Source organism: Myxococcus sp. AB036A (genome assembly GCF_006547355.1).
Classification (GTDB): Bacteria; Myxococcota; Myxococcia; order Myxococcales; family Myxococcaceae; genus Myxococcus; species Myxococcus virescens.
On the sequence record NZ_VHLC01000164.1, the window covers coordinates 1 to 12,092 of the forward strand.

The following is a 12,092-nucleotide window of genomic DNA, read 5'->3' on the forward strand; positions in this document are numbered from 1 at the left end:
CACCCGCGCCGTCCGTGTCCCCCACGCGCCCCGGTGTGGTGGCCCTGGCCGCCTCCACGGGCGGTCCGGCGGCGCTCTTCCGCCTCCTGTCCGAGCTGCCCGCCAGCTTCCCCGTCCCCCTGCTGGTGGTGCAGCACATCGCCATTGGCTTCAGCGAGGGCCTGGCGCAGTGGCTGCGCACCGCGGGGCCCTTGCCCGTGAAGGTGGCGGAGGATGGCGAGCCCCTGCTCCCCGGGCATGTGTATCTGGCGCCGGATGATCGCCACCTCGGTGTGCGAGCCGAGGGCCGGGCGGAGGTCTCCCGGGCCGCGCCGGTGAACGGCTTCCGGCCGTCCGCGACGTGGATGTTCCGCTCGGTGGCCCGCGCCTACGGACCCGCGTCGTTCGCCGTCATCCTCACCGGCATGGGCCAGGACGGACTGGAGGGCGTGCGCGAACTCCACGGCACCGGAGGCCGCATCCTGGCCCAGGACGAGCAGTCCTCCGTCGTCTACGGCATGCCCGGGGTGGTGGTGGGCGCCAACCTGGCCCACGAAGTCGTCGCCCTGCCCGACCTGGCGAGCCGGCTCACCTCGGCTTTCCGGGGTAACGGGGGAGTCTGAGTTACACGCGCCAGAACATTGGATTTTAAAACATCCACAGGATTCTCCCGGTGCCGGGATGGTCCGGCGCCCGTGCGGTGTCATGATGGGGGCCCCTTCCAGCCAGTCCCCATTCATGGCAGCTCGACTCCCCGCATCCCTCGCCACCGTCTTCGCCGCGCTCCCCGACCCGTCCTACGTCCTGGATGATACGGGGCGGGTCCTGGTGTGTAGCCAGGCAGGCGCGAGGACGGTGGGCCGGCTCCCCGAGGAGTTGGAGGGCAGGCACTGGGGGGAGCTGGGCTTCCCGCCCGAGGAGCTGGCGCGGCTGGAGACGGCGCGCGCGCGGGTGATGCTCATCCAAGACACCTGCGAGCTGGAAGCGCCCTGGGCCACGCAGACGGGCCCCCGGCGGCACGCGCTGACGCTCAGCCCGCTGCCCTCGGAGGATGGGGGGCCGTGCTGCGTGCTGGTGACGGCGCGCCCCCTCACCGACGCGGAGGCCGTGTTCTCCCGCGCCATGGAGCTGGAGCTGGCCGCGCGGGCGGAGGTGGAGCAGGCCGAGCGCCGCCGCTCCTTCCTCTACCAGGCGATGACGACGCTCTTCACCCACCCGCCGGACCCGCAGGGCATGTACACGCTGCTGGCGCACCTGGCGGTGCCCGACGTGGCGGACTGGTGCCTGGTGGACGCGCTGGAGCAGGGCCCCTGGGTGACGCGCGTGGCGGCGGCCTGCCTGGACCCGACGCAACAGGAGCGCTCGGGCGCGCTGCCCACCCGCACCGAGCTGCGGGACGACGCCGCCGTGGGCCTCTTGCGCGTGCTGCGCACCGGAGAGCCGGAGCTGGTGCCGGCGGTGACGGATTCCCTGCTGCGCGCCGCCGCGGCGGAGCCCGCGCACCCCGCGCTGCTGCGGCTGCTCCAGGCGCGCTCGTACATGATTGTGCCCCTGCGCGCGCGGGGCCACACGCTGGGCGCCGTCACCTTCGTGTCCTCGGGCTCCGGGCGGCGCTACGGCCCGGACGACCTGGCGCTGGCGGAGGACTTGTGCCTGCGCGCCAGCCTCGCCATCGACAACGCGCGGCTGGTGGGCGAGTCCCGGCGCGCGGCGCGAGCCCGCGAGGACTTGCTGGCCGTGGTGTCGCACGACTTGAAGAACCCGCTGGGCGTGGTGCAGTTGGGCGCGGCGCTGCTGCTGCGCGGCGCGGGGGCGAAGCCGGGCGGCGAAAGCGTGGCCAAGCAGGCCACCCGCATCCAGGACGCCACCGAGCGTATGTCGCGCCTCATCTCCGACCTGCTCGACTGGGGCCGGCTGGAGGCGGGCGGCCTGCCGCTGGAGTGGGGCGAACACGGCATGGCGGGGCTGCTCACCGAGGCGCTGGACTCCATCCGTCCGCTGGCGGAGGCCAAGGGCCTGCACCTGTCCGTGGAGCTCCCCGCCGCGGACGTGCGCGTGCGCTGCGACAAGGTGCGGGTGCTCCAGGTGCTGGGCAACCTGCTGGGGAACGCGGTGAAGTTCACCACCGCGGGGGGCGACCTGAAGCTGGGCGCCCAGGCGCGCGGCGGTGAGGTGTCCGTCCACGTGCGCGACACCGGCTCCGGCATCGCTCCGGACGCGCTGCCCCACATCTTCGACCGCTACTGGCAGGCCCGCGACGCGGCCAGCCGCGGCACCGGACTGGGCCTGGCCATCGCCAAGGGGCTCGTCGAAGCCCACGGCGGTGGCATCCAGGCGGAGAGCACCCTGGGCAAAGGCAGTGTGTTCACCTTCACCCTGCCCTCCGCGGGCGCCTCGGCGTCCCACGCTGTACACCCGCCGCTCGCACGCAGGGGCACGGACGCCTGAGCCCGCGGGGCCCCGTGCCCGCGCCGAATTGCCGCTACCCGGACGTCCGTGCAAGGAAGCCGCATGTCCTTCCTGCAGCAGGCGCTCGTGTTCCTCGCGGCGGCGGTGCTGGCGGTTCCTCTCTCGCGGCGGCTCGGACTGGGCTCCGTGCTGGGCTACCTGGCGGCGGGCGCGGTCATCGGCCCCTGGGGACTGAAGCTCATCAGCGACGTGGAGCACATCTTCCACGTGGCGGAGCTGGGCGTGGTGCTGCTGCTGTTCGTCATCGGCCTGGAGCTGCAGCCCAGCCGGCTGTGGGCGCTGCGCCGCTCCGTCTTCGGCCTGGGCGGCGCGCAGGTGCTGCTCACCGGCGCGCTGCTGGCCAGCGTGGGCCTGCTGTGTGGCCTGACGTGGGGCGCGGCCATCGTCACGGGCTTTGGCCTGTCGCTGTCCTCCACCGCCTTCGCGCTGCAACTGCTGGCCGAGCGCAACCGGCTCACCACGCCGTATGGCCAACTGGCCTTCGGCATCCTCCTCTTCCAGGACCTGGCCGTGGTGCCGCTGCTGGCCCTGCTGCCGCTGCTGGGTGACGGCGGCGCGCCCTCCCCGGAGCCGGTGTGGCTCCTGCTCCTGAAGGACGTGGGCGTGCTGCTGGCGGTGGTGCTGAGCGGCCGCTACCTGGTGCGCCCGGTGTTCCGCGCCGTGGCCGCCACCCACAGTCAGGAGCTGTTCACCGCCACCGCGCTGCTGCTGGTGGTGGGCACCGCGTCGCTGGTCAACGCGGTGGGCCTGTCCATGGCGCTGGGGGCCTTCCTCGCGGGCGTGCTGCTGGCGGACTCCGAGTACCGCCACGAGCTGGAGGCGGACCTGGCGCCCTTCAAGGGCCTGCTGATGGGCCTGTTCTTCATCAGCGTGGGCATGTCGGTGAACCTGAGCCTCATCCTCCAGAAGCCGCTGCTCGTCTTCGGACTGGTGCTGGGGCTGGTGGCCCTCAAGGGCGCGGTGCTCTACGGGCTGGGGCGGATGGCCCTGGGGCGGCGTGAGCCGGCGCTCGACCTGGCCGTCGTCATCTCCCAGGGCGGTGAGTTCGCCTTCGTGCTCTTCTCGCTCGCCACCGCCCAGCACATCATGGAGCGCTCGCTGTCGGAGCTGCTCGTGGTGGTGGTGGGCCTGTCCATGGCCACCACGCCGGTGCTGTATGCCGCGCACGAGCGCTGGGTGCGCCCGCGCTTCAAGCCGAAGGCCTCCGGGCGCGAGTTCGACGTGGCGCCCACGGAGGACAACCCCGTCATCATCGCCGGCTTCGGCCGCGTGGGGCAGGTGGTGGGCCGCCTGCTACGCGCCAAGCGCATCGGCTTCACCGCGATTGACGCCAGCCCGGAGCAGATTGACTTCATGAAGCGCTTCGGCAGCCAGGTCTTCTACGGGGACGCCTCACGTCTGGACCTGCTGCGCGCGGCCCGCGCGGACAAGGCGAAGGTGTTCGTGCTGGCCATCGACGACATCGAGGCATCGCTGCGCACCGCGCGGGCCGTGCAGCAACACTTCCCCCACCTCACCTTGTTCGCCCGCGCGCGCAACCGCGTGCACGCCTACGAGCTGCTGGACATGGGAATCGACCGGGTGATGCGTGAGACGTTTCTCGACAGCCTGGAGATGGGCGCCGGGGTGCTCCAGGAGCTGGGCCTCACGTATTCGGAGAGCCGGCGCGCCCAGGAACGGATGATGGAACACGACGAGCGCCTCCTGCGCGAGACGGCCCGGTTCCACCGCGACGAGCAAAAGCTCGTGGAGTTGGCCGACAAAGCCCGCAAAGAGCTGGAGAGCCTCTTCGAGAAGGACGAAGCGGAGCACCCCGACAGAACCTCGTGAGCCACCGCCTGCCTGACTTTCTCCACCCTCCCTCGAAAGTGACTTCCTGAAATTCATGTTTCACCCAGGGTTGCATCCACCCGGGCCGCATTCCTCTGTCACGGATGCACCCTGGAGGCGGTGGTCGCCTCCCTTCCAGGCAACGGGGGCGACACACCGCGCGCTGATGCCTGCCTGGCATCGCGCGGGGCGGAGAGCGGGGTATGGTTCCGTTCCCACCGCTGAAACCGAAGAGGCATGCCCCCCACCCCCGCCAAGAAGCGCCAGCGTCCCCTGGCCGAGCCTTCCGCCGAGGCACCCTCCCCCGAGCTGCTGCAAACGCTCCTGGAGGCGCTCCCGGACGCCTTCTTCCTGCTCGATGCGCGGTGGTGTCTGGCGTACGTGAATCCAGACATGGCCCGGCTGCTCGGCGGCGCGGCGCGGTTGCAGGACGACGTGCGCCGGGTGTGCCCGGAGCTGCTGGAGCTGAGCCGTCACCTGCACTTCGAGCACCCCGTCTCCGAGCAGCCCTCCGTCCGCTACGAGCACGCCTGGCCGGGAGCGGAGACCTGCCTCGACGTGCGCGTGCGCCCGGTGGAGGGCGGCCTGCTGGTGCACTGCCGTGACATCACCGAGGAGCGCAAGGGGCGCGAGGCGCTGCGCCGCAACGGCGAGGTGTTCCGCGCCATCCTCGAAGGCACCACGGACGCCGTCTACACGAAGGACCTGGACGGCCGCTTCACGATGATGAACGCGGCGGGCGCGAAGGCCGTGGGCTACCGCGCCGAGGACGTGGTGGGGCGCACGGACCTCGAGCTGTTCGACCCGGCGGTGGCGCGCACCAACGCGGCGAACGACCGCGAGGTGTTCGCCTTCGGCCGCACCGTCACCTACGAGGACGCGCAGCCGGGCGTGGACGGGCCGCGCGTGTGGCTGTCCACCAAGGGCGTGCTGCGTGACGCCGAGGGCAAGGTGTTCGGCCTGTTCGGCATCAGCCGCGACATCACCCAGCGCAAGTGGGCGGAAGAGGAGGCCCGGCGGCACTCCGAGTTCCAGGAGCAGCTCATGGGCATCGTCACCCATGACATCCGCAGCCCGCTGGGCGCCATCATGAACTGGTCTCGCGTGCTCGCCGCGGGCGGCACCGATGAGGATGCGCAGCGCACCAGCCAGCGCATCGCCACCGCGGCGGTGCGCATCGAACGGCTCACCCGGCTGCTGCTGGACTTCACGCGCACGCGGCTGATGGGCGGCGTGGCCATTGAGCCCCGGCCGGTGGACCTGAAGGATTTGGTGGCCAAGGTGGCCCACGAGTTCGGCGTGGCCTTCCCCCAGCGCACCGTCGAGGTGGACCCCAAGGGCAACACCCAGGGCGTGTGGGACCCGGACCGGCTGGCGCAGGTGACGTCCAATCTGGTGGAGAACGCGCTCAAGTACAGCCCGCCGGACACGCCGGTGCGGCTGACGGCGCGCGGGCTGCGCACCCGAGTGGTGCTGGAAGTCCACAACGCCGGCCGCCCCATTCCGGACAACCTGCTGCCCCACCTCTTCGAGCCCTTCCGCGGCGGGCCCCAGAGCTCGCGCACGCTGAAGATGAGCTACGGGCTGGGCCTCTTCATCGTCCGGGAAATCGTCCAGGCGCACGGCGGCACCATCGAGGTCCGCTCCGATGAGGCGGAAGGCACCACCTTCACCGTGACGCTGCCGCGCCGCTCCATGCCGGCCCGGCCGCCCACGCCTCCCACCGGAAGCCCGCGCGACTAATCCAGGTAGCGCCGCAGCAGGGCCACCAGCGCGGCGCCGTCGAAGGGCTTGGCCACGAAGTCGTTGCAGCCGCTGTTGAAGCACGCGCGCACGCTGCGCGCCTCGGCGCGCGCACTGCAGAGGATGATGGGCGTGCGCCGCGTCGGCTCCCGGTCGCGCAGCAGCCGGCACGTCTCCAGCCCGTCCAGGTGCGGCATCAGCACGTCGAGGAAGACGAGGTCCGGCCGCTCCTGCTCCGCGCGCGCCAGCGCCTCCAGCCCGTCCCGCGCGACGATGGCGTCGTGGCCCAGCTCCGCCAGCAGCATCCGCTGGAGCAACAGGACGGTGTCCGAGTCATCCACCAACAGGACCTTCTTGCGCCTCGGTGCGCCTTGCGCTGTCACGGGCGCACCTCCGCCTGGCACAACTGGCGCAGTTGCATGAGGCGCGGTGGGCCCATGCCCAGGAAGCGCACGCCCATGCCGTAGGGGTGGGACACGCCGTTGCGAGGCGCGTAGGCGTGGGCCCAGGCCACCACGCCGTGTGTCTCCAGGCGCTCGCCCAGGGTGGGCAGCAGGATGTGCAGCTCCACCGCCGTCCCCGCCTTCGCCGGCACCAGCGTGCGCACCAGGAGGCCGCCAGGGCTCAGCGCGCTGGACACGCCAGAGCGCCACTCCGCGCCGCGCGGCCCCGCCTCGCCGAAGGACACCGGACAGCAGAAACGCACCCGCGCCTCGACACGCAGCGAGCCGTCCTCCCGGCCCAGCAGCGCGTGGATGCGGGGCAGCAACGAGGCCGGACGCACCGGCGCGTCCGCGTCCAGCGTGAGCGACGGCACCCCGGCCAGCAGCGGCTGCAACCGTGGAGAGGGCAGGCCCCTGGGCACACCCGGCGCGCCTTCCCGCGACAACACCAGGTCGGGCCGCTCCCCCTGTTCGGCCACGCGCGCGGCGCCACCGCCCACGGTGGCGCTGTAGAGGATGCGATGACCACACGCCTCCAGCAGGGCGCCCAGCCCGCTCCACGCCAGGGGGCCACTGGCGCCGGCCAGCAGCAGCAGGCGCGAACGCACACGGGATGCACGCACCGGCGCGGCCGGGACGCCGCCACCCGCCAGCATCGCCAACCGCGCGCGCAGCTCGTGCGTGCGCAGGGGCGACAGCAGGCAGTCCTCGACCCCCTCCGCGTCGCCCACCTCGAGCACCTCGGCGGGCGTCTCCGGCTCCGCCACCAGCACCACCGGCGGACCATCCCCCCCCAGGCGCAGCTTCAGCGCGCGCAGGCCCATGCCCGCGCCGGCCACCAACTGCCGCCAGTGCACCAGCACCAGGGAAGGCCGCGTGTGCTGCACCTCCAGGAAGGCGGACTCCAGGGAAGGCACCTGCAAGGCCACGCAGCGCAATGGACGCAGGGCTCGTGACAGCGCCAACCAGGATTCGCTCGTGGCCCCCACACACAGCACCCGCGGCGCTGCTTCCACCGGCCCTGGTGAAGGACGCACGCGTCCTGGAGCCGTCATCATGCGGAGCCTCCCGTGTCTTCGTCCCCCCCCGGCCCGCCCACCGCGCTCATCCTGCGACTTCGAAGTATGAGAAACGGCCAGTCAGAGAAAATCCCCCTGGGTCAGATTCCAATGACAGATGGGGAATAAAGGACACCGGCCTCCGACTGGGGCCGCAGCCGGTGTCCACGGCGCCACGAAGGCGCGTCAGACGCGGGCGACGTTGACGCCCGAGTCGACGGCCTGCAGGTCGTCCCCGAAGCGCACGTCCAGCGCGACACCCGCGGGCGGCTCATAGGGCGCGCGCCCCACCTGCGCCGTGCCGAAGCGGGGCAGGAAGGGGGCCACCACGTACGAGCGGAAGCACCAGGCGAAGAAGCTCACCGGCTTGAGGGCCGGGTCCATGGCTGCCTCGATTTTCGCGTGCGCCTGGGGCAGCAGGCTCCAGTGCAGGCCCGGCGTCTCATGGTGCACGGCGTGGAGGCCGTTGTTGAAGAGGAAGAAGTTGATGAGGCGGCCGGTGAAGCTGCGGCTGTGGTCGTGCTCGCTCCAGGGGTCCGTGTGGACGTGCTGGATGTAGTTGAAGAACATGATGGTCCACAGCGAGAAGAGCGCGGGCACCAGGAAGGCGAACGCCCAGATGCGCGCGCCGCCGGCCACGCCGTGCATCGCCATGGCCAGCCCCAGCAGCGCCGCGTGCGTGCCGCCCCAGACGGCGTACTGGGTGAGAATCTGGCGGTACAGCGGCCGGTTGCGCTCGCGCGCCTTGTCGATGAACGCCTTCGTCGGCTCCTGCTGCCAGTACGTGGAGACGAAGGGGAAGAGGAAGGCCACCAGGAAGTTGTGCTTCTTCGAGTAGCGCCAGGTGATGGTGGCGTCGCCCGCCTTGTTCACGAACTTGTGGTGGTTGAGGTTGTGCGTCGGAATCCAGACGAAGGTGGGGTACCCGTAGAAGAGCGACAGCCACATGCCCATGGCCTCGTTCAGCTTCCGGTTGCGGAAGGTGGGGCAGTGGTTGTGGTTGTGCGCGATGACGCCTGCCGACAGCGCCAGGTAGCACGCCAGGGGGCAGAGATAGGGAATCCACCCGGGGGCCACGTACATCGACAGGGCCACCACGGGCATGGCCAGACACCACAGCATCGTCCGGCGGTCAGCGGCGTATCGGAGCATGCCGGCCATCCTGACCCAGCCGACGCTCCGGGACCATCACCCACCCGTCTTTAGAAAGGTCGGCCTTCAGCGCACATGACGCCGCAGCAGCGCCAGCATGCCCTCCAGCGGAGCGCTGGCGGTGGCCAGCCCGGCTTCCTTCACGGCGCGCGGCATGCCGTACACCACGCAGGAGGACTCGCTCTCCGTGAGGACGGTGCCTCCGGCCTCGCGGATGGCCCGGGCGCCCGCGACGCCGTCGTCCCCCATGCCAGTGAGCACCAGGCCCACCACGTCCGAGCCCCAGCTTCGCGCGGCGCTTTCGAAGAGGACGTCCACGCTGGGGTGGTGCGCCGTGCGCAGCGGCTGCCGGTCCAGCCGCGCGAGCGTCACCGCTCCATGGCGCTCCAGCTTGAGGTGCTGCCCGGAGCGCGCCAACACCACGCGGCCGGGCCGCAGCTCCAGCCCGTCCACCGCTTCGAGCACCTCCAGCGCGCAGTGCGCGTTCAGGCGCCGGGCCACCGCCTCCGTGTAGCCCGTGGGGATGTGGAGCGCGAGCGCCAGCGGCGCGGGGAAGTCCACGGGAAGCTCGGACAGCAGGCGGGTGAGCGCCTGCGGCCCGCCAGTGGAGGTGCCCACCACCACCAGGCTCTTCGCGGCCGCGCGAGCCACCGGCGAGGAGGACGCCTCCGGCGACGGTGCCGGCTCCGGCGGCGCGCGAACCACCGCGGCCGCGGCCGTGCGGACCTTCGCCACCAGCTCGCCGCCCAGCTCATACAGCCGCTCGGTGGCGAGCGCGGTGGGCTTGTTCACCAGCTCCACCGCGCCGGCCTGGAGCGCGGCCACCGCCAACTCGCTCTCCTCGCCCGCGCTGCTCACCACCACCACGCGGGGCGCGGCGGCGCTGGAGGCGAGCGCGCGCAGCACGCCCAGCCCGTCCAGGCCCGGCATCACCAGGTCCAGCGTGAGCACGTCCGGAGAGAGCTCGGCCACCTTCTCCAGCGCGTCCAGGCCGTCGCGCGCGACGCCCACCACCTCCAGACCCTCCGCGCTGGAGAGCACCTGCCGCAGCACCTTACGGGCGAAGGCGGAGTCATCCACCACCAGTACGCGAATGGGAGACACCACCGTCATGGCCTTGCCTTGGTATAGAAGAAGGCGCCGCGCCGCTCCTCGCAGGCGAGCGCGGTGCCGAAGCGCATCAGGGACTCAGAGGTCCCCACCAGCAGGTGTCCCTCCGGAGCGAGCGCGCGCGTCAGGGACGACACCACGCGGCGCGCGGTGTCGTCCTGGAAGTAGATGAGGACGTTGCGGCAGAGGATGGCGTCGAAGGTGCCCAGCTGCTCCACCGCGTTGGCATCCACCAGGTTGACGCGCCGCCAGTCCACCGCGCGCACCAACTCCGGCCGGACGCGCGGGCGCCCCTCGCGCGTCTCCAGCCACCGGCCCTCCACGCCCGGAGGCAGCGCGCGCAGGGAGCGCAGGTTGTGCTCCCCGGTGCGGGCCCGCTCCAGCGCGCGGGCACTCAAGTCACTGGCCAGCAGCTCCACCTCGTCGAGCACGCCCAACTCCGCGAGAATCATCGCCAGCGTGAGGGGCTCCTCTCCGGTGGAGCAGGCCGCGCTCCACACCCGGGGCCGCCGTCCGGCGCGCACGGCGGGCACCAGCAGGTCCTCGGCCAGCACCCGCAGCGGCAGGGCCTCCCGGAAGAAGTACGTCTCGTGGACCAGCAGCGAGTCCACCAGCGCGTCCAGCGCCTCGGAGCCCGCCGGGTCGTAGCGGAGGAAGTAGTAGTAGTCGAGCAGCGAGTCGAAGCCCGCGTCCAGCGCGCGGGGCACCACCTTGTCGGCGAGCAACTCCCGGTCCTCGGGGGCGTAGTGCACCCCGGAGCGCTGCTCGATGAGCGCGGCCAGGATGGCGAACACCTGGGGAGACATGGGCAGTGAGAACATGGCGGGGCGTCAGCGGCTCAGCACCAGCCGGCAGGCCCTCCGGACCTCGGGGTCCTCGTCCTGATTGGAGGCGCGCTCCAGCGCCTCGCGTGCCTCCAACGTCCCCAATGCCGCCACCGCGGGCACCGCGGCGCGACGGCCCGCCGGACTGGCGGACACCAGGAGCTGCATCAGCGCGGCGCGCGCGTCCGCCCGTCGCATCCGGGCCAGTGCCGCCACCAGCAGCGGCGCCGTGACTTCGTCCGCCGCCTCCAGCGCGGCCAGCAGTCCCGGCAGCCGTCCCTCCAGGGGCAGCGCCAAGGCGCTCACCACCCGCTCGCGCAGTGTCATGTCCCCCAGCAGGGACACCAGGGCCTGCGTGGCCGGGACACCGGGGCGCGTGGCGATGAAGCCCACCGCGGCGCTGCGCACGCTGTCGTCGCCGTCACCCGCGGCATGCAACAGCGCGGGCAGCGTCTCCGGCGCATCGTATTCGGCCACCGCGGACAGCGCGACGAGCCGCGTGGCCGCGTCCTCCGACTTCGCCGCCTCCAGCAGCACGGGCAGCGCGTCCGGCCGCCGGCCCACGCCCAGCCCCAGCAGGGCGGCGCGCCGCACATCCGCGTCCGCGCTGGCCGCCGCGCGCTGGAGCGCCGACATCGCGCTCTCCGTGTGCATGTGCGCCAGCGCGTCCACCACCGCCACGCGCACCTGGCCAGCGGCGTCGTCCGCCAGCGCGACGATGGCGTCCGCGGCGGCTTCCTCGTTCAGCTTCCCCAGCGCCTGGCACGCGTAGTAGCGCACCCAGGGGTCGCGGTCGTTGAGGCCACGCAGCAGCGTGGAGGTGATGCGCGCCTCCTTCTCCGTCTGCCCCAGCGCGCGCATGGCCGCCGCGCGCGTGCGCTCCGACTCGTGATTGGCGGCCGTCAGCAGCGCGTCCACCGCGCGCGGGTCCTCGATGAAGGGCAGGCCGTAGATGGCCGCGTCGCGCAGGCGCTCATCCGGGTCCCGCATGGCCTGGAGCAGCACTTCCAGTCCCTTGGAATAGCCGAAGTAGGAGATGATGCGCAGCGCCGCGCGGCGCAGGCGCGCGTCCGGGGAACGGGCCGCCTGCAACGCCAGCTTCTCCGTGGTGTCGCTGCCCAGGGACTGGATGGCCCCCACCGCGGCCTGCACCACGCGCAGGTCCTCGTCCACCAACCGCTCGAACAGGGCTGGCACCGCGGCCGGGCTGCCAATGCGGGACAACGTGTCCGCCGCCAGGGCGCGCACCGCCGCGTCCCGGTCCTCCAGGCACGACATGACGTCCGGCACCGCCGCGGACCTGCGGCCCACCAGCGGTAACAGCACGCGGCGCCGGAGGCTGTCGCCCTCGCGCAGCGCCTGGAGAATCTGGGTGTCTGCGTCCGCCCCCAGCTCCGACAGCGCGCCGGCCGCCGCGCGCGCCACCGACGGGTCCGGCCCGTCCAGGAGCTTCAGCAGCCCGAATGCGGCGTCCTGCCCACCCA

Annotated in this window: 10 protein-coding genes; 4 read left to right on the plus strand and 6 right to left on the minus strand. The window is 72.2% G+C overall.

Translation table 11 applies throughout. From position 1 onward, the window contains the following. The 4 genes from FL344_RS36630 to FL344_RS36645 all read left to right on the plus strand — a co-directional run. A partial coding sequence (locus FL344_RS36630; RefSeq protein ID WP_141621769.1) for a CheB methylesterase domain-containing protein occupies positions 1 to 602 on the plus strand: 602 nt, incomplete at its 5' end. A gap of 115 nt (positions 603 to 717) precedes the next feature. Then, complete coding sequence (locus tag FL344_RS36635) at positions 718 to 2,427, plus strand: ATP-binding protein (protein ID WP_228565631.1); 1,710 nt, start codon at positions 718 to 720, stop codon at positions 2,425 to 2,427. A 63-nt stretch (positions 2,428 to 2,490) separates the two neighbouring features. After that, positions 2,491 to 4,278, plus strand: coding sequence for a monovalent cation:proton antiporter-2 (CPA2) family protein (locus tag FL344_RS36640; RefSeq protein WP_141594630.1), 1,788 nt, complete (start codon positions 2,491 to 2,493; stop codon positions 4,276 to 4,278). A gap of 237 nt (positions 4,279 to 4,515) precedes the next feature. After that, positions 4,516 to 6,021, plus strand: coding sequence for an ATP-binding protein (locus tag FL344_RS36645; protein ID WP_141621771.1), 1,506 nt, complete (start codon positions 4,516 to 4,518; stop codon positions 6,019 to 6,021). Here the strand turns inward: FL344_RS36645 and FL344_RS36650 are convergent. The 6 genes from FL344_RS36650 to FL344_RS36675 form a co-directional block, all read right to left on the minus strand. Further along, the gene (locus tag FL344_RS36650) at positions 6,018 to 6,404 is read right to left on the minus strand and encodes a response regulator (RefSeq protein ID WP_011556877.1); all 387 of its coding nucleotides are present in this window, start codon (positions 6,402 to 6,404) and stop codon (positions 6,018 to 6,020) included. The genes FL344_RS36645 and FL344_RS36650 overlap by 4 nt on opposite strands. Then, positions 6,401 to 7,522: a PilZ domain-containing protein gene (locus FL344_RS36655; RefSeq protein ID WP_141621772.1), complete on the minus strand. Its 1,122-nt coding sequence runs from the start codon at positions 7,520 to 7,522 to the stop codon at positions 6,401 to 6,403. Before FL344_RS36655 ends, FL344_RS36650 begins: the two co-directional genes overlap by 4 nt. A 186-nt stretch (positions 7,523 to 7,708) precedes the next feature. After that, positions 7,709 to 8,683: a fatty acid desaturase gene (locus FL344_RS36660; protein WP_011556879.1), complete on the minus strand. Its 975-nt coding sequence runs from the start codon at positions 8,681 to 8,683 to the stop codon at positions 7,709 to 7,711. Positions 8,684 to 8,740: 57 nt separating this feature from the next. Further along, positions 8,741 to 9,787 carry a chemotaxis-specific protein-glutamate methyltransferase CheB gene (gene cheB, locus FL344_RS36665; protein ID WP_141621773.1) on the minus strand — a complete coding sequence of 349 codons (1,047 nt, stop codon included), beginning with the start codon at positions 9,785 to 9,787 and terminating at the stop codon, positions 8,741 to 8,743. Further along, positions 9,784 to 10,605, minus strand: a complete 822-nt coding sequence (locus FL344_RS36670) for a CheR family methyltransferase (protein WP_141621774.1) — start codon at positions 10,603 to 10,605, stop codon at positions 9,784 to 9,786. Before FL344_RS36670 ends, cheB begins: the two co-directional genes overlap by 4 nt. A 9-nt stretch (positions 10,606 to 10,614) precedes the next feature. Next, the coding region (locus tag FL344_RS36675; protein WP_194863394.1) for a HEAT repeat domain-containing protein at positions 10,615 to 12,092 on the minus strand (1,478 nt) is incomplete at its 5' end.

What these genes read in the sequence shown, in the direction of transcription:
- FL344_RS36660 (WP_011556879.1), bottom strand. Translation starts at nt 8,683, where the DNA reads ATGGCCGGCATGCTCCGATACGCCGCTGACCGCCGGACGATGCTGTGG.
- FL344_RS36655 (WP_141621772.1), bottom strand. Translation starts at nt 7,522, where the DNA reads ATGATGACGGCTCCAGGACGCGTGCGTCCTTCACCAGGGCCGGTGGAA.
- FL344_RS36670 (WP_141621774.1), bottom strand. Translation starts at nt 10,605, where the DNA reads ATGTTCTCACTGCCCATGTCTCCCCAGGTGTTCGCCATCCTGGCCGCG.
- FL344_RS36635 (WP_228565631.1), top strand. Translation starts at nt 718, where the DNA reads ATGGCAGCTCGACTCCCCGCATCCCTCGCCACCGTCTTCGCCGCGCTC.
- cheB (WP_141621773.1), bottom strand. Translation starts at nt 9,787, where the DNA reads ATGACGGTGGTGTCTCCCATTCGCGTACTGGTGGTGGATGACTCCGCC.
- FL344_RS36645 (WP_141621771.1), top strand. Translation starts at nt 4,516, where the DNA reads ATGCCCCCCACCCCCGCCAAGAAGCGCCAGCGTCCCCTGGCCGAGCCT.
- FL344_RS36640 (WP_141594630.1), top strand. Translation starts at nt 2,491, where the DNA reads ATGTCCTTCCTGCAGCAGGCGCTCGTGTTCCTCGCGGCGGCGGTGCTG.